Here is a 17393-nt window from a genome sequence, read left to right as displayed (position 1 = left end):
AGCTATACACCTGCACACATGGTCACGTCAGGTAATCCGCCGTTTTTCACTCGAACGTGTGTTTGGCGCAACCTTTCGAAAGCAACTACCGTTGTGCTGCACGGGAGACCATCGAGAGGGGCCGACGTGACCACGACCGCAGACAGCGCCACCATCACTGCCCAGGACCGCTCCCAGGGCCGACTCGAGCCGGTGCACGCGATGAACGACGTTCCGAACCATGACGGGCCCAAGCGGGCCCTGCCCGGCCGACCTCCAGGCATCAGGGCGGACAGCTCCGGACTGACCGACCGGCAGCGCCGGGTGATCGAGGTGATCAGGGACTCCGTGCAACGCCGCGGGTACCCGCCGTCCATGCGGGAGATCGGGCAGGCGGTCGGCCTGTCGAGCACGTCGTCCGTGGCGCACCAGCTGATGGCCCTGGAGCGCAAGGGCTTCCTGCGCCGCGACCCGCACCGCCCGCGCGCCTACGAGGTCCGCGGCTCGGACCAGGCCGTGGCGCAGCCGACCGACACCGCCGGCAAGCCCGCCGCGTCGTACGTGCCGCTCGTCGGCCGGATCGCGGCCGGCGGGCCGATCCTGGCGGAGGAGTCGGTCGAGGACGTGTTCCCGCTTCCGCGGCAGCTGGTCGGTGACGGCGAGCTGTTCGTCCTGAAGGTCGTGGGTGACTCGATGATCGAGGCCGCGATCTGCGACGGCGACTGGGTGACGGTCCGCCGCCAGCCGGTCGCCGAGAACGGCGACATCGTCGCCGCCATGCTGGACGGCGAGGCGACCGTCAAGCGCTTCAAGCGCGAGGACGGCCATGTGTGGCTGCTGCCGCACAACGCCGCCTACGAGCCCATCCCGGGTGACGACGCGACCATCCTCGGCAAGGTGGTGGCGGTCCTGCGCCGCGTCTGAACCCCTCGCGGCGGACGGCTCCCGTGCCCGTCCGCGCCCCTGATCCGGGCCCCGGAATCCACTGCGCCGGTTCCGGGGTCCTGGGCTTTCCGTGCCCGGTGGCCCGTCCCCTGTGGGGGGCGGGCCACCGGTCTCCCTACGCCTCTTCGAGGGCCTTCGCCGCCTGGTCGATCGCGGCGAGCGACTTCCGCACCTGGTTGCGGTCCGTCGTGTACCAGAAGTCGGGCAGTGACGCCTTCAGATAACTGCCGTACCGCGCTGTCGCGAGTCTCTGGTCGAGGACGGCGACGACGCCCCGGTCCCCCTGCGCCCGCACGAGGCGGCCGGCGCCCTGGGCCATCAGCAGGGCCGCGTGGGTGGCCGCCACCGCCATGAAGCCGTTGCCGCCCGCTTCCTCGACGGCCTTCTGGCGGGCGCTCATCAGCGGGTCGTCGGGGCGTGGGAAGGGGATCTTGTCCATGACGACCAGCTGGCAGCTGGGGCCCGGCACGTCGACGCCCTGCCAGAGCGAGAGCGTGCCGAACAGACAGGTTCTCGGGTCGGCCGCGAAGCCCTTGATCAGCTCGCCCAGCGTCTCCTCGCCCTGGAGGAGGATCGGGAACTCCGGGATGCGGACCCGCAGATCCTCCGCCGCCAGCTGGGCGGCCCGCATCGACGAGAACAGACCGAGTGTGCGGCCGCCGGCCGCCTGGATCAGCTCCGTCAGCTCGTCCAGCATGTCCGCGCGGTCGCCGTCCCGCGCGGGACGCGACAGATGCTTGGCGACGTAGAGGATGCCCTGCTTCGGGTAGTCGAACGGCGAGCCGACGTCGACGCCCTTCCACCGCGGGAAATCGTCCCCCTCGGTGCCCTCGGGCGCCAGCCCCAGGGACGCCCCCACGCCGTTGAAGTCGCCGCCCAGTTTCAGTGTGGCCGAGGCCAGGGTGACGGAACGGTCCGCGAAGAGCTTCTCCCTGAGCAGGCCCGACACGGACATGGGGGCCACGCGCAGGGACGCGCCGAAGCGGTCGTGCCGCTCGTACCAGACGACGTCCCACTCGGAGCCGTGGCTGATCCGCTCGGCCACCTCGTGCACGTTCTCCACGGCGGCCAGGGCCTGTTTGCGGACGGCGTCCTCGTCCTGGACGTTCTTGTCGCGGGTGGTGCCGATCGCGGTGATCACCGTGCGGGCGGCGTCACGCAGCGCCATCAGCGCGTACGCCAGGTCCTCCGGGATCTCCGCCAGGCGTCCGGGCAGCGCCAGCTCCATCAGCCGCTCGAAGCCCTCGGCGGCGGTCTGGAGCTGGTCGGCGGCCTTCTCGTTGACCAGTTTCGCCGCTCGCTTCACCGCGCGGTTGACCTGGCCCGGCGTCAGCTCGCCAGTGGCCACGCCGGTCACCCGGGAGACCAGTTCGTGGGCCTCGTCGACGATCAGCACCTCGTGCGGCGGGAGCACGGGGGCGCCCTCGATGGCGTCGATCGCGAGGAGGGCGTGGTTGGTGACGACGACCTCGGCGAGCTTGGCGCGCTCCCGGGCCATCTCGGCGAAGCACTCGGCGCCGTACGCGCACTTCGAGGCGCCCAGGCACTCCCGCGACGACACCGACACCTGGGACCAGGCGCGGTCGGACACACCGGGGGTGAGGTCGTCCCGGTCGCCGGTCTCGGTCTCCTGCGACCAGTCCCGCAGCCGCAGCAGGTCCTGGCCCAGTTTGCTGGACGGGGCGGCCGCCTCGAACTGGTCGAAGAGGCCGTCCTCCTCGTCCTGGGGCACGCCCTCGTTGAGGCGGTGCAGGCACAGGTAGTTCGACCGGCCCTTGAGCATGGCGAACTCGGGGCGGCGGCGCAGCAGCGGGTGCAGCGCGTCGACCGTTCTCGGCAGGTCACGTTCCACGAGCTGCCGCTGGAGCGCCAGGGTCGCCGTGGCCACGACGACGCGCTCGCCCTGCGCGAGGGCGGGCACCAGGTAGCCCAGCGACTTGCCGGTGCCGGTGCCGGCCTGGACGAGCAGATGGGTGCCGTCGTCGATCGCCTCCGCGACGGCTTCGGCCATGGTCACCTGGCCGGGGCGCTCCATGCCGCCGACGGCGGTGACGGCGGCGTGCAGGAGTTCGTGGAGTGAGGGCTTCGTCATAGCGCGACCACCCTACGGGGCGGCACTGACAAACGGGTGATCACGGCGGAGAGGGCGGGGGCGGGAAGGAGGGCGGCGCGCGGGATCAGGACGGTTTCTCCTCGGTCGGGAGAGAGCGGGAAGCGGGCACTGTGCGGCGTGCGCGGCGTTCCGCCCGGCGCGCCCGGGAATCGGTTCGGGCCGGGCGGTGCACCGGGAACGACGGCGTCGGGGCGGATGCGCGTCGGATCGGGTCTACATCAGATCGCGCAGCAGCCGGTCCCGGATCATCAGGGCGGCTCGCTTGTCGGGCAGGTCGACCTCCGCGGAGAACCGGAAACCGGCGGTGAGGAACGCGGAGACGGAAGGGAAGTTGCGCAGGTCGGGTTCCGCGACGACGCGGGCGCAGGACGGGCGGTGGTCCAGGACGAGATCGGCGACGGCGCGGAGCAGGACGGAGCCGAGACCTCTCCCCCGGTGGGCCACCGGACCGATGAGGAGGTGGACCCCGGTGTCGTGGGGGCGGGCGGGGTAGTGGCGGGCGACGGGGTCGAGGTCCGCCCGGTAGATCTCCCAGTAGCTCATCGGGGCGCCGTCCAGCACTCCGAGGCAGGGCACGCTGCGGCCGTCACCGTCGAGCTGGGCCCGGAGGTGGTTCGCGGTCACCGCCTCGGGTCCGGCGAGGTTCCAGGACGAGGCCACCGCGGAGTCGTTCATCCAGCGGGTGATCAGCGCGAGGTCCCGTTCGAGGCGGACGGGGAGGAGGCGGAGCGTACCCACGGGGGTGAGGGCGGGTCCCCAGCCGGCGAGCTGGTCCAGCAGTTCCCCTTGGCCCGCGAGGGCCGCCCCGCCCGGGTCGGTGCCCCCACCCTCCGGGTCGCCGGCGTCCTGCGCGAGGAAGTCGGCCAGGTCGTCGGGCAGGCGCAGTTCGAGTGTGTCCTCGTTACCGGGGGTCCGGGTGGTGCCCGTGTCGGTGCCGGACGGGGTGCTCGCATCGGTGGAAGGCACGCGACGCTCCTCTCAGGAGATGGGGTGGGTCCTGTTCCTCGGGGCGTGCAGGGGGTCGTCGGTGATCGGGTCAGCGGTGGAGGGGATTGGCGAGGGTGACGTAGACGGACTGGGTGTCGACGGGGCCCACGAGTTCGTCGAGACCGTTCAGCCGGGTCAGCAGGTTGGCCTTGCAGCGCAGGACGGGTGAGTCGAGCAGCAGGGCCGGCAGGGTGGTGTCCAGCCGGGCGGGCCCGGTGGCCACATCGGTGAGGAAGCGGCGGAAGCCGGCGAGCAGCAGCCGTTCGTCGGCGAGTCCCTGTGAGCCGAACGCGCCGATGAGACCGAGCACGTTGTTGATGCCGAGGTAGTAGGCGAACCGTTCGTCGGTGACCTCGTCGGGGACGAACGTGTCGCTGTGCTCGCCGATGCCGGGCAGTCGGGCGTCGAGGTCCGCACGGCGGGACTCGCGGAAGTAGTAGCCCTGGTTGTCGCGGTACCGCCCGCCCATGGGCCAGCCGTCGGGGTCCAGCAGGAGGACGGTGTTCTGCTGGTGGGCTTCGAGGGCGATCCCCGCCTCGCCGTCCAGCCACAGCACGGGCCGCACCACCTGCTCCAGGTAGCGCAGGAACCACTCGGCGGCGACGGCGCCTCGGGGGCGCCCGGTGCGTCCGGCGAGCCGGCTGACGACCTCGGCGAGCCGGGACCGCATGGCGGGCCCCTCCGGGAGACGGTCGCCGTCGCCGGGCGCCGGCGGGCCGGCGAGGGGGTGCGGCGTCCGGTCCGGGAGGCACGCTCGCTGCCCGGGGATGCGGGACGCCCGGTGCTCGCCGTCCGGGTGCGGGCCGTCCGGGCCTTCCCTGAAGGACCCGTCCGCGAACGACCCGTCCGTGAAGGACCCGTCCGTGGATGGCCTGCCCGCTCGCGTTCGGTCGGCGTACGGCCTCGGTGCGACGAGCCCCGCCACACAGCACGCGTCGTCCGCCGGGCCGAACGGGTTGTGCCGGATCACCACGTCCAGGCCGGGCACGGGGGCACCGCCCGGCGCGGTGACCGCCAGCCAGGCCGGGTCGCGGACGATGTCGAACCCCGGGTGGACCGCCTGCCACTCCCTGGCCAGACCGGTGCGCAGCAGGCGGTGGACCTCGACGCCCCGGTGCAGTTCCTTGCGGAGGTTCTCCCGGCGGGAGTTGGTGATCCGCAGTCCCAGCGAGAGCTTCAGCATCGCGGGGGCGGCGGTGCGGTGCACCGTGCGGACGGACGAGGTGGGATGCCACGGGGAGCCGTGGGGGCCCAGGGCGCGCAGCAGCCCGGCGCTCACGAGGGCGGCGACGGGCGGGCGGTGGAGGACCTCGCGCAGTTGCCAGGGGTGGACGGGCAGGGCTGCGTAGCCGTCGGGCAGCGGCAGACCCGGCCCGGCCAGCCGTGCCGTCAGCTGCTCGGCGGGAACGACGCGGCCTCGTTCGGTCCACGCCGAGTCGGCCGCCAGGACGGAGGGTGCGACAGCCAGCCAGTGCAGGGGGAAGGAGCCGCGTGACTCGGGTGAGTAGGGCCGCGCTTCCGCCTCGGACAGCCCTTCCCGGCTCTTCGGGGTGGGGTGCAGCGGGTGACCGAGGACGAGTGCCTGCTCGGCGGCGAGGAACGGATCGGGAACGTCGTCCGGCGCGGCCCGGCGTTCGGCGATGAACCGGGCGATGCGCCGGGTGGAGTCGGCGACCCGGCCGACGAGGTCGAGCGCGTCGAGCGGGGCGGGCTGCCAGCGGGAGAACGACCGGTCGTCCGCGGCCACCGGTCCGTCAGCCGGTGCCGCTTGCTCGCGCTGCTCGCGCTGCTCGGGCTCCTCGCGCGGGGCCGCCCGGTCGCGGGGGTCCGACGGGCCGCGCGGTGCCGCTCGCCCTCCCGGACCTGCGGCGGCCTCTCTGGAGAGCAGCGCCGCCACCGTCACCGCGTCGGCGGGCGGTGCCGTCCCGGGGGCGCCGGCGAGGCGGGGAAGGCCGAAGCGGTGCCAGCCGGTCGGGGACCAGTAGTGGATCGGCACCAGGAGGGCCGTAGCGGTGGCGGGGAGGGGGAGGCGGAGGACGGCGCCGTCGGGGCGGGGGAGGTCGTGCTCACGCACCCAGCAGCGCAACAGGTTCTCGACGGCCGCGGCCTGGGCCGCGATGCGCGGGTCGGGATGGTCCAGGAGGTCGGCGGCGGGGAGGGGCGGGTGCTCGGCGGTGGTGGTCCGGTGCCGGGAGGGCCCGTCCGCCGGCACGGCCTCGGGATCGGCCACGTGCTCGGTTTCGGCCCCGGGATCGGCCACGTGCTCGGAATCGGCCTCGGCCGGGGGGAATGGTGCCCGTGGGGCGGGGGCGTCGTCCTCGGACGCGTCGGTGGGGACTTCGGAGGCGGGTGTCGCGGTCACAGGGATTCCTGGATGGGGGTGGTCCTGACGGGGGTGGTCGTGCGGTGGACCGGGCGGGACGGTCGCGCGGTCGTCCGGCGGGAGCGGCGTGCGGGTCGGTCAGGGGTGAGCGCGCGCGGCGGGCGTGCGTTGCACGAGGCGGGTGCGGGACGTCGTCGGGGTCCGGGCGGCGCGCCTGCCGAGAGGGCAGGCGAAGTGGCATGGCGGCATCCGCACCGGCCGGTGCTCCCGGCCTCCGCCGGCGCGCTCAACCGCCGGTCGCGCGCCCCGGGTTCACGGCCGCCTCGTGCCGTACGGCTCCCGGTCCCCGTGCCGTGGCCGCGGCCACGGAGGCGATCGCGTCCGTGAGGCGGTCGAGCACGGCGGCGGCCTGTTCGTCGGTGAGTGTCAGAGGCGGCAGCAGACGGACGACGCCCGCGTGCCGGCCGCCCAGTTCGACGATCAGTCCGCGGCGCAGGCACTCGCGCTGGACGGCGGTGGCGATGGACGGGGCGGGAGGGTACGGGCCGGTGGCGCCGGCGGGCAGGTCCGCCTCGGGGTTGACCATCTCGATGCCGATCATCAGCCCCCGCCCCCGTACGTCGCCCACGCAGGCGAACTGGCCGGTGAGGCGGCGGAGGTGGGCGATCATCCGGGCGCCCAGGGTCGCGGCGCGCTCGGCGAGGCCGTTCTCACGGACGTAGGCGAGGGTGGCGGTTCCGGCGGCCATGGCGAGCTGGTTGCCGCGGAAGGTGCCCGCGTGGGCGCCGGGCTGCCACACGTCGAGGTCGTCCCGGTAGACCACGACAGCGAGGGGAAGGCTGCCGCCGATGGCCTTGGAGAGGACCATGACGTCGGGGACGACCCCGCTGTGTTCGACCGCCCAGAAGCGCCCGGTGCGCCCCACGCCCGTCTGGACCTCGTCGGCGATGAGCGGGATGGAACGCGCGGCCGTGATCGCGCGCATCCGGCGGAGCCAGCCGTCCGGCGCGGGGATGACACCGCCCTCGCCCTGGACGGGTTCGAGGATCATCCCGGCGGGCGACGGGACACCGGACTTGGCGTCGTCGAGGACGGACTCCGTCCAGCGGGCGGCGAGTTCGGCTCCCTGTGCGCCGCCGACGCCGAACGGGCAGCGGTAGTCCTGCGGATAGGGCAGCCGGGCGACCCGTACGTCGCCGGCGCCCCCGGACGCTTCGAGCGCCCCGGCGGTCATGCCGTGGTAGGCGCCGGTGAAGGCGAGCATCCCGGTGCGGCCGGTCGCCGCCCGGACCAGTTTGAAGGCGGCCTCCACCGCGTCCGTGCCGGCGGGTCCGCAGAACTGCACCCGGGCGCGGTCGGCGAGACCGGGCGGGAGGGTGCGGAACAGCTCGGTGGTGAAAGCGTCCTTGACGGGGGTGGCCAGGTCGAGGACGTGCAGCGGGGCGCCGGAGTCGAGGACCTTGCGGATCGCTTCGAGGACCACCGGGTGGTTGTGCCCGAGAGCGAGGGTGCCGGCGCCGGACAGGCAGTCGAGATAACGGCGGCCGTCCGCGCCCTCGATGGTCAGCCCCCGCGCCCGCACCGGCACGATCGGCAGGGCACGCGCGTAGGTGCGCGCCGCGGACTCGCGCGCCGCCTGCCGTCGCAGGATCCCCTCCTGCGCCGAGCGCGCGCCCTCACACTCCCCCCGTGCGGGCGCCCGTTCGTCGTCGTGTCCCGTGCGCGCCCCCTCGGGCTCGCCCCCCACAGGTGCCACCGCGGACTCGGTCACCGCCACGACTACACTTCCTCCCGCTGCTCAGAGGCGAGTTGGCAGGGGTCACCGAGCACCGGCGGGTCCCCGCCCGTACCAACGACGCGGCACGCACTCGGAAGCGGGTGAGGCGAAGATCCTTGCCGTGACGGAACCGTTGCCGTTCCATCGGATGTCCCCCACAGGGACCGCATAGTGTGTGGTGCCGTTCCGGCGGGACGCCCGGCTCGGCGGACCCGTACCCGGCCGCGCGCACGGCGGCCCCGTACGACGAAGCAGGTGTACGGAGTCGAGCGCGAGGCGTGTCGGAGCCGTACGAGGAGGCGGCGGGCGCGCGGCGAGGCCGCACGCGCACCGCTTCGGCAGCACAGAGTTCGTCAACGCCCCAGGGGAGTTCAGACCATGCGACCCATACGCCCGCTCTTCGCCGCTCGTCGTGGAAGGAGCGCGCGCCGCAGAACCTCCCCCGTCCTGGCAGCGGTCGGTCTCGCCACGGCCCTGTCGCTCACCGCCACCGCCTGCGGCTCGGGGGACACCACGGCGAACGCCGAGGCGTCGTCGTCCGCCCAGGACAACGGCGGCGACGGCAAGATCCGGATCCCGGACAACCTCAAGGAGAAGCTCAAGGAGCACGGGATCGACCTCGACAAGTGGCGGGGCGGGGCCTGGAAGAACTGGGACAAGGACGACTGGCTGCGCGAGGCCGAGGACTACGTCAACCCGATCATCGAGGACCTGTGGGACCCGGACCGGATGCGGGACGCCGAGGAGCCGGAGAAGGAGGTCGACGAGAGCGACCTCACCGGCGACCAGGGCGTCACCGACCCGACCCCGCAGCCCGTCCAGGCGGCGGCGGTGCCGACGGAGTACCACGCGAACGCGCCCGAGGCGGGCAAGGTCTTCTTCGACTCGCCCGAGGGCACGATGGTCTGCTCGGCGACGGTGGTGAAGGACCCGGCCAATCCGGGCAGGTCCAACCTCGTGTGGACGGCCGGGCACTGTGTGCACGCCGGCAAGTCGGGCGGCTGGTACCGCAACATCGCCTTCGTGCCCTCGTACAACGACAGCGGTCTGTCGGCGGCGGAGTTGCCGACCGCCACCAAGGAGCAGGTCGCCCCGTACGGCATGTGGTGGGGTGACTGGGCGCAGACCTCGGACCAGTGGATCGAGCAGGGCGGTCAGAAGGGCGGCGACGGAGCGCCGTACGACTTCGCGGTCATCCATGTGACGCCGGAGGAGGGCAACGGCGGCAAGTCCCTGGAGGAGACGGTCGGCTCGGCGCTGCCGGTGGACTTCGACGCGCCGGCCGTGCCGCAGGTGGACAGCATCACCGCGACGGGGTACCCGGCGGGCGCCCCGTACGACGGCGAGACGATGTACCAGTGCACGGACAAGCCGGGGCGGCTCTCGCTCGTCGAGTCCGACCCGACGATGTACCGCATCGGCTGCACCATGACCGGCGGTTCGTCGGGCGGCGGCTGGGTGGCGACCGGCTCGGACGGCAAGCCGGCGCTGGTGTCCAACACCTCCATCGGCCCGGTGAGCGCGGGCTGGCTGGCGGGCCCGCGGCTGGGCAAGGAGGCCCAGGGGGTCTACGACGCGGTCAGCGAGAAGTTCGCCCAGCGGTGAGGCCGGGCGCACGGTGACGCCCGCGGGCGGCGACGGTCCGGCGGCCGCCTTCGGGCAGCCGCCGACGTGTCGGGGAGCAGCCGCGCGGACACCGATGTCATCGCCGACCGGTTGGAGTTGAGCGGGGCCGGTGGTCCGCACCACGCGGGAAGGCCCGTCCCTCGGCCGGCGCCTTCCAGTGCCGCGGCAGGCAACGTCTGCCCCGTCGCGACGCCCGGCACGCACTCTCGCCGCACCGGGCACAAGCCCGAGTACATCCCGTACGAGGACGTGCGCCCGGCGCGCCGAGAGCACGCACCGCACGCCGCTCCGCGACGGGCAAACGTTGCCCGTCGCGGCACTGGGGACGGGCCTTCCCCCGTGACGGGTCAGACGGTCGGCGCCGGCACGTACGGTGCCAGGTCCGCCGCCAGTTCCTCGTGCACCCGGGCCTTGAGCAGGGTGCCCTCCGGGGTGTGCTCCTCGGAGATCACCTCGCCCTCGGTGTGGGCGCGGGCGACGAGCTTGCCGTGCGTGTACGGCACGAGCGCCTCGATCTCGACCGAGGGGCGGGGCAGTTCGTCGTCGATCAGGGCGAGCAGTTCCTCGATGCCCTGACCGGTGCGGGCCGAGACCGCGATGGAGCGCTTCTCGATCCGCAGCAGGCGCTGCAGCGTCAGCGGGTCGGCCGCGTCCGCCTTGTTGATCACCACGATCTCGGGCACGTTCGTCGCGCCCACGTCACGGATGACCTCGCGCACGGCGGCCAGCTGCTCCTCCGGCGCCGGGTGCGAACCGTCGACGACGTGGAGGATCAGGTCGGAGTCGCCGACCTCCTCCATCGTGGAGCGGAACGCCTCGACCAGGTGGTGCGGCAGGTGCCGTACGAAGCCGACGGTGTCCGCCAGCGTGTACAGGCGCCCGCTCGGGGTCTCGGCCCGGCGCACGGTCGGGTCGAGGGTCGCGAACAGGGCGTTCTCGACCAGGACGCCCGCGCCGGTGAGACGGTTGAGCAGGGAGGACTTGCCCGCGTTGGTGTAGCCGGCGATGGCGACCGAGGGAACCTTGTTCCGCCTGCGCTCCTGGCGCTTGATCTCGCGGCCGGTCTTCATCTCCGCGATCTCCCGGCGCATCTTCGCCATCTTCTCGCGGATCCGTCGCCGGTCCGTCTCGATCTTGGTCTCACCGGGACCACGGGTGGCGAGGCCGCCGCCCTTGCCGCCGCCCATCTGCCGGGACAGCGACTGACCCCAGCCGCGCAGCCGCGGCAGCATGTACTGCATCTGCGCGAGCGCGACCTGGGCCTTGCCCTCTCGGGACTTGGCGTGCTGGGCGAAGATGTCGAGGATCAGGGCCGTACGGTCGATGACCTTGACCTTGACGACGTCTTCGAGGTGGATGAGCTGCCCCGGGCTCAGCTCACCGTCGCAGATGACGGTGTCGGCGCCCGATTCGAGGACGATGTCCCGCAGCTCGCCGGCCTTGCCGGAACCGATGTAGGTGGCCGCGTCCGGCTTGTCGCGGCGCTGGATCACACCGTCGAGGACGAGCGCGCCCGCCGTCTCCGCGAGGGCTGCCAGCTCGGCCAGGGAGTTCTCCGCGTCCTGCGCGGTTCCCGTGGTCCAGACACCGACGAGCACGACCCGCTCCAGACGGAGCTGGCGGTACTCGACCTCGGTGACGTCCTCGAGCTCGGTGGAGAGGCCCGCGACGCGGCGCAGGGCCGCGCGCTCGGAGCGGTCGAACTGGTCGCCGTCCCGCTCGCCGTCGATCTCGAAGCTCCAGGCGACGTCCTCTTCCATCAGGGCATCGGCCCGAAGACCCTCGGGGTTGTTCTGCGCGAAGGCGCGCTGTGCGGCCTGGGAAGGGGATGAAGAGGAGGTCATTGGATCCTTACGTCGATGGGGGTACCGAAGGTGTGACGGATCTCGGTCCGTCGATGGCGACAACGCCCGGGGCCGCCCGGGGATTCCCGGACAGGGCCTCGGCCGGCCTCGGGCCGGCCCCTGGGGGCCGGTCCACGGCTGACCGGGAGTGGGCCGCGCCGCCGACTCGAAGATGGTCGCACGGCACGCCTCGTCTCGTCACGCGGGTTATTTTCCCGTCTTCCGCTTCGCCGAAGCCTCGGCGGGTGCCGCCTTCCAGTCCGGGTGCCCCGGCATCGGCGGCGTCCGCTCGCCGTGGAGCCAGCCCTGGAAGAAGGCGTCCAGGTCGCGTCCGGCGATCCGGGTGGCGAGCCGCTGGAAGTCGGCGGTGGACGCGACGCCGTCGCGGTGGACGGCGACCCAGGCCCGCTGGAGCCGTTCGAAGGCGGGGCGGCCGATCTCCTCGCGCAGGGCGTACAGCACGAGCGCGGCCCCGTCGTAGACGTTCGGCCGGAAGATGCCGATCTTGTGGCCGGCCTTGGGCGCCTTGGGGGCCGCCGGCGGGCCACCGGCGGCCCGCCAGCGGTCGGAGGCGCTGTAGGCGGCCTTCATCCGGGTCTCCATGGGGCGGCCGGCCTTCTCCTCGGCGTAGAGGGCCTCGTACCAGGTGGCGTGCCCCTCGTTGAGCCACAGGTCGGACCAGGTGCGAGGGCTGACGCTGTTGCCGAACCACTGGTGGGCCAGCTCGTGCACCATGATCGACTCGACGTACCACTTCGGGTACTCGGGGCGGACGAACAGCTCCCTCTCGAACAGGGAGAGGGTCTGCGTCTCCAGTTCGAACCCGGTCTGCGCCTCGGCGATGAGCACCCCGTACGTCTCGAAGGGGTAGCGGCCGACCTTGCGCTCCATCCACGCGATCTGGGCCGGGGTCTTCTCCAGCCACGGTTCGAGCCGCTCGCGGTCCTTGGCGGGGACCACGTCGCGGACGGGCAGGCCGTCCGGTCCCGAGCGGCGTACGACGGCGGAGCGGCCGATGGACACCTGGGCCAGCTCGGTGGCCATGGGGTGTGCGGTGCGGTACGTCCAGGTGGTGGTGCCGGGGCCGCGGTCGGTGCCGGTCCCCAGCCCGTTGGAGACGGCCGTGTAGCCGTCGGGCACGGCGACGCGGACGGTGAACAGGGCCTTGTCGGAGGGGTGGTCGTTGCAGGGGAACACCACGTGGGCGGCGTCGGCCTGGTTGGCCATGGCGAGCCCGTCGGCGGTGCGCACCCAGCCGCCCTCCTCGTCCCCGGTGTACACGGGGTCGCTGGTGTGCCGCACGGTGATGCGGGTCCGGCTGCCCGCGGGGAGCGGCTGCCGCGGGGTGATCACCAGGTCCTCGCCCGCGGTGGTGAAGGCGGCGGGCGCTCCGTCGACCTCGACGGAGCCGACCTTCCCGTGGGTGAAGTCGAGGTTGACCCGGTCCAGGGAGGACGTCGTCCGGGCGTCGATCGTGGTGACGGCCGTCAGGGGCTTGCGGTTGTCACCGGGGTAGGTGAAGGCCAGGTCGTACGACCGCACGTCGTAGCCGGGGTTGCCGAGGTGCGGGAAGAGGCGGTCGCCGACGCCGAGCGGGACGGCGGGCGAGGGCGCGCCCGCGGCGATCAGGCAGACGGAGACGGCGGAGGTGAGCAGCGCCGCCTTGGTACGGCGGGCCCTGAGGCGTGGGGTGAGCGGCATGGACCACCGCTACCAGCGCGCCCGGTCTGCGCGCCGCCGACGCGCAGCCGTCCCACCCGAACGAGCGGCGCCGACGGTCCGCCGGGCCGCCCGGTGGACCGTCGGACCGCCGGGTGGGCGGGTGGCTAGCGGGCGGCGGCCTGGTGCTGGGGCCGGGCCACGTCGTAGACGCCGGCCACGTTGCGCATGGCGCGCATCAGGTCGGGGAGGAGGGCGGCGTCCGGGAGCTGCACCGTGTACGTGTGCCGGACGCGCTGCTGGGTCGGGGGTTCGACGGTGGCGGAGACGATGGCGACCCCCTCCAGGGCGATGGCCTCGGTGAGGTCGGCGAGGAGGTGGGGCCGCTGGAACGACTCGGCGACGAGGGTCACCCGGAACTCGGTGGTGTCGCCCCAGTGCACGGCGATCTCACCGCGCCCGAGGCCCTTCATGCGTGTCACGGCGGCGCATTCGACCCGGTGCACGGTCACCACTCCCCCGCGGACGGCGAAGCCGGTGACCTCGTCGGGCGGTACGGGGGTGCAGCAGCCGGCGAGGCGGACGTTCGCCTCGGGCCGGCCGGCGACGACCACGGCGTTCGCGGTGTCCGAGGGCGCGGCGGGCTCGTCGTGGGCGGGGCGGGGGGCGGGCGTCCCGTCCTTGCGTTCGGTGTCGAGGGCGTCCGGTCCGTCGGCGGCGGACGACGGGTGGGTGGCGAGCCAGCGCTGGATGGCGATGCGGGCGGCGGGGGTGTGGGCGTGCTCCAGCCACTCGCGGGAGGGCTCGGAGGCGGGGTCCTGGCCCATGAGGAGCTGGACGGTGTCGCCGTCCTTGAGGACCGTGCTCAGTGTCGCCAGACGGCCGTTGACGCGGGCGCCGATGCAGGCGTGGGCGTCCTCGCCGTACTGGGCGTAGGCGGCGTCCACGCACGTGGCGCCCTCGGGGAGGCCCAGGGTCCCGCCGTCGGGCCGGAAGACGGTGATCTCGCGGTCCTGGGCGAGGTCCTCGCGCAGGGTGGACCAGAACATGTCGGCGTCGGGCGCGGCCTGCTGCCAGTCGAGGAGGCGGGAGAGCCAGCCGGGACGGGTGGGGTCGACACGCTCGCCGTCGCCGTCGGTCCGCTCGCCGTCGGTCTGGTCCTCGGCGGGGGCGGCGTAGGGGTTGCCGAGTGCGACGACCCCGGCCTCGGCGACCTTGTGCATCTGGTGGGTGCGGATGAGGACTTCGGCGACCTGTCCGTCGCCGCGGGCGACGGCCGTGTGCAGCGACTGGTACAGGTTGAACTTCGGTACGGCGATGAAGTCCTTGAACTCCGAGACCACCGGGGTGAGACAGGTGTGCAGTTCACCGAGGACGGCGTAGCAGTCGGCGTCCTCGCCGACGAGGACGAGGAGCCGTCCGAAGTCGGTGCCGCGCAGCTGTCCGCGTTTTCGCGAGACCCGGTGCAGGGAGACGAAGTGGCGGGGCCGGATGTGGACTTCGGCCTGGATGCCGGCCTCGCGCAGGACCCCGCGGACCTCTTCGGCGATCTCGGCGAGCGGATCGCTCTCGCGGGCGGCGTTGTCCGCGATCAGTTCGCGGGTGCGGGCGTACTCCTCGGGGTGGAGGATCGCGAAGACGAGGTCCTCCAGTTCGGTCTTGAGGGCCTGGACGCCGAGGCGTTCGGCGAGCGGGATCAGCACGTCGCGGGTGACCTTGGCGATGCGTTCCTGCTTCTCGGGGCGCATCACGCCGAGGGTGCGCATGTTGTGCAGCCGGTCGGCGAGTTTGATCGACATCACGCGGACGTCGTTGCCGGTGGCGACGAGCATCTTGCGGAAGGTCTCGGACTCTGCGGCGGCGCCGTAGTCGACCTTCTCCAGCTTGGTGACGCCGTCGACGAGGTAGCGCACCTCCTCGCCGAACTGCTCGCGCACCTGATCGAGCGTCACGTCGGTGTCCTCGACGGTGTCGTGGAGCAGGGAGGCCGTCAGGGTCGTGGTCTCCGCGCCGAGTTCGGCGAGGATCAGGGTCACGGCGAGCGGGTGGGTGATGTACGGCTCGCCGCTCTTGCGCATCTGGCCGCGGTGGGAGGACTCGGCGAGGACGTACGCCCGGCGCAGCGGTTCCAGGTCGGCGTCGGGGTGGTGGGCGCGGTGGGCCTCGGCGACATGGCTGATGGCGTCGGGCAGCCGGTCGCGGGTGGCCGGCCCGAGCAGCGCGGCACGGCCCAGACGGCGCAGGTCGATACGGGGCCGGCCCTTCCTGCGGTGCGCTGCGGGCGGCGCAGGGGCGGGCGATACGGCGGGGTTCGTGGCCTCCGCGCTCATGGGCACCTCCGGCTGCGTGGACCGGCGGACGGGTGCCCCATGGCGTGCGGCGGCTCAGGGATCGTGTCGTTCCCCCGTCCGTGCCGGTGCTTGATGCTACCGAGCCCATCACGCCCACCCGACCGCCTCTCGGCGAGCGTGAAACGGATCACCCATTAGAGCGAAGGTTCCGGTGTTTGCGGTTTCGAGCCACGCGACCCCGGCCCTGCCTGGGATTCACACCGCTGAGCAGGGGTTCGACTCGCCCGTCCGTGGCGTCCGGGACCCGCATACCACTGTGTCGAGCCTCACATGACTCAACGCGCGGCGTTTTCGAGCCAGTTGGCGTCGAGTTCCCCTTCGGCGACGATCACGGCGGGGCCGGTCATCTCGATCTCGCCGTCGGGCCGTTCGGTGATGACGAGGGTTCCGCCGGGCACGTCGACCGTGTACGTGACGGGGGTGCCCGTCACGGCCGGGTCGGCGCCGTCGCGGCGGGCCGCGGCGACGGCGACGGCGCACGCGCCCGTGCCGCACGAGCGGGTCTCCCCGGAGCCGCGCTCGTGGACGCGCATCGCCACGTGGCGCGGGCCACGGTCGACGACGAACTCGACGTTGACCCCGTCGGGGTAGGCGGCCGCCGGGGTGAACGGCGGCGGCGTGTGCAGGTCACCGGCGTCGGAGAGGTCGTCGACGAAGGCCACGGCGTGCGGGTTGCCCATGTCGACGTTGCGCGCGGGCCAGCTGCGGTCGCCGACGCTCACCGTGACGTCCCCCTCGGGCAGGCGTGCGGCACCCATGCCGACGGTGACGTCGCCGTCCTTGGCGATGTGGACGCTCTTCACGCCCCCACGCGTGGCGACGGCGAGGTCGCCCTCGGTGACGTGACCGGCGTGCTGGAGGTAGCGGGCGAAGACCCGGACGCCGTTGCCGCACATCTCGGCGATCGACCCGTCGCCGTTGCGGTAGTCCATGAACCACTCGGCGTCGGCGGCCATGTCCGCGGCCTCCGGGTGCGCGGCCGCCCGTACGACGTGCAGCACGCCGTCGCCCCCGATGCCCGCGCGGCGGTCGCACAGCGCGGCGACGGCGGCGGGGGTGAGGTCGATGAGGTTCTCGGGGTCGGGGACGATCACGAAGTCGTTCTCGGTCCCGTGCCCCTTCAGGAAGGCGATCCGCGTGCTCATTCCTCGATCGTACGGGGTGGAGCGGCGTGCGCGCCGGGCGCCGGGACGCTAGCGCAGCCGGGCCACGCGCCAGACGGCGAGGACGACCACGGCGGCGAGGACGAGGGCGTACCCGAGGACGACCCGCCAGTCGGCGCGGCGCCCGGAGCCGCGCGCGGGCAGGCCGGGCCACGTGTAACCGACACGGCGCGCGGCCATCATGCCCCAGCCGCCGGCGGTGGAGCAGATCAGCAGACCGAGCATGGCGACCACCGCGCCGCCGTCGCCGAACTCGAAGGCGAGCGGGAAGGCGAACATCAGGGAGCCGACCGCGCCGAGACCCACGATGGGGGCGAGCTGCCACAGCCGGAGCCGGCGCTGGGGGCGCAGCTCGACCTCGACCTCCGGGGCGGACATCTCGTCCGGTTCCGGTCCGTCGTCGGTCACGCCGTCCGGCGTCTGGTCGTCCGGCCCGTCGGGGCTCAGCGGACCGCTGTCGAGGTCCAGTGCGTACCCCTCGGTAACCAGCTGGTCCGCGTCGTCCGCGGTGCCGTGCTCCGCGCCTTGTGCGGTGTCGCGAGGGCCGGCCTCCATCGCCACGCGCCCTCCCAACTCGGACTCCACTTGGTCGATCGAAGCTCGATGATGGCACGCTCCCGGAGGCC

General features: G+C 73.1%; 11 protein-coding genes. 2 read left to right on the top strand and 9 right to left on the bottom strand.

All coding sequences use genetic code 11. The features are described 5' to 3' along the window. The first annotated feature begins 126 nt into the window (after positions 1-126). Entirely contained in the window at positions 127-903 is a 777-nt protein-coding gene (lexA, locus tag GSY65_RS27785; protein ID WP_159773763.1) for a transcriptional repressor LexA, read from the top strand. 136 nt (positions 904-1039) lie between these two features. Here lexA and GSY65_RS27780 read toward each other — a convergent pair whose 3' ends face one another. From GSY65_RS27780 to GSY65_RS27765, 4 genes are all read right to left on the bottom strand, one after another. After that, a complete protein-coding gene (locus GSY65_RS27780) occupies positions 1040-3016 on the bottom strand; it encodes an ATP-dependent DNA helicase (protein ID WP_159773761.1) in 1977 nt (658 codons plus the stop codon). A 234-nt stretch (positions 3017-3250) separates the two neighbouring features. Beyond that, the gene (locus tag GSY65_RS27775) at positions 3251-4003 is read right to left on the bottom strand and encodes a GNAT family N-acetyltransferase (RefSeq protein WP_159773759.1); all 753 of its coding nucleotides are present in this window, start codon (positions 4001-4003) and stop codon (positions 3251-3253) included. Positions 4004-4073: 70 nt separating this feature from the next. Beyond that, positions 4074-6386, bottom strand: a complete 2313-nt coding sequence (locus GSY65_RS27770; RefSeq protein WP_443043257.1) for an IucA/IucC family protein — start codon at positions 6384-6386, stop codon at positions 4074-4076. Positions 6387-6633: 247 nt separating this feature from the next. After that, positions 6634-8124, bottom strand: a complete 1491-nt coding sequence (locus GSY65_RS27765; protein ID WP_159773757.1) for a diaminobutyrate--2-oxoglutarate transaminase family protein — start codon at positions 8122-8124, stop codon at positions 6634-6636. Positions 8125-8502: 378 nt separating this feature from the next. On the opposite strand from GSY65_RS27765, the gene GSY65_RS27760 reads away from it, so the two are divergent. After that, positions 8503-9729, top strand: a complete 1227-nt coding sequence (locus GSY65_RS27760) for a trypsin-like serine peptidase (RefSeq protein WP_201452689.1) — start codon at positions 8503-8505, stop codon at positions 9727-9729. A 368-nt stretch (positions 9730-10097) separates the two neighbouring features. Here the strand turns inward: GSY65_RS27760 and hflX are convergent, their stop codons facing one another. The 5 genes from hflX to GSY65_RS27735 all read right to left on the bottom strand — a co-directional run bounded on the left by hflX (position 10098) and on the right by GSY65_RS27735 (position 17328). Continuing rightward, positions 10098-11594 carry a GTPase HflX gene (hflX, locus tag GSY65_RS27755; RefSeq protein WP_159773755.1) on the bottom strand — a complete coding sequence of 499 codons (1497 nt, stop codon included), beginning with the start codon at positions 11592-11594 and terminating at the stop codon, positions 10098-10100. A gap of 207 nt (positions 11595-11801) precedes the next feature. Further along, a complete protein-coding gene (locus GSY65_RS27750; RefSeq protein WP_159773753.1) occupies positions 11802-13295 on the bottom strand; it encodes a M1 family metallopeptidase in 1494 nt (497 codons plus the stop codon). Positions 13296-13420: 125 nt separating this feature from the next. Continuing rightward, positions 13421-15583, bottom strand: coding sequence for a RelA/SpoT family protein (locus GSY65_RS27745; RefSeq protein WP_201452688.1), 2163 nt, complete (start codon positions 15581-15583; stop codon positions 13421-13423). Between the two features lie 296 nt (positions 15584-15879). After that, on the bottom strand, positions 15880-16749 hold the full coding sequence (gene dapF, locus GSY65_RS27740) for a diaminopimelate epimerase (protein ID WP_159773752.1): 870 nt from the start codon (positions 16747-16749) through the stop codon (positions 15880-15882). Between the two features lie 48 nt (positions 16750-16797). Further along, positions 16798-17328, bottom strand: a complete 531-nt coding sequence (locus GSY65_RS27735; RefSeq protein ID WP_159773750.1) for a hypothetical protein — start codon at positions 17326-17328, stop codon at positions 16798-16800. Between the last annotated feature and the right edge of the window lie 65 nt (positions 17329-17393).

Source organism: Streptomyces sp. HM190 (assembly GCF_009857135.1).
Taxonomy (GTDB): Bacteria; Actinomycetota; Actinomycetes; order Streptomycetales; family Streptomycetaceae; genus Streptomyces; species Streptomyces heilongjiangensis.
Note: the sequence above shows the minus strand (reverse complement) of the source record. Positions and strands in the feature narration are given on the sequence as shown.

What these genes read in the sequence shown, in the direction of transcription:
- GSY65_RS27780 (WP_159773761.1), bottom strand. Translation starts at nt 3,016, where the DNA reads ATGACGAAGCCCTCACTCCACGAACTCCTGCACGCCGCCGTCACCGCC.
- GSY65_RS27760 (WP_201452689.1), top strand. Translation starts at nt 8,503, where the DNA reads ATGCGACCCATACGCCCGCTCTTCGCCGCTCGTCGTGGAAGGAGCGCG.
- hflX (WP_159773755.1), bottom strand. Translation starts at nt 11,594, where the DNA reads ATGACCTCCTCTTCATCCCCTTCCCAGGCCGCACAGCGCGCCTTCGCG.
- GSY65_RS27750 (WP_159773753.1), bottom strand. Translation starts at nt 13,295, where the DNA reads ATGCCGCTCACCCCACGCCTCAGGGCCCGCCGTACCAAGGCGGCGCTG.
- GSY65_RS27745 (WP_201452688.1), bottom strand. Translation starts at nt 15,583, where the DNA reads ATGAGCGCGGAGGCCACGAACCCCGCCGTATCGCCCGCCCCTGCGCCG.
- dapF (WP_159773752.1), bottom strand. Translation starts at nt 16,749, where the DNA reads ATGAGCACGCGGATCGCCTTCCTGAAGGGGCACGGGACCGAGAACGAC.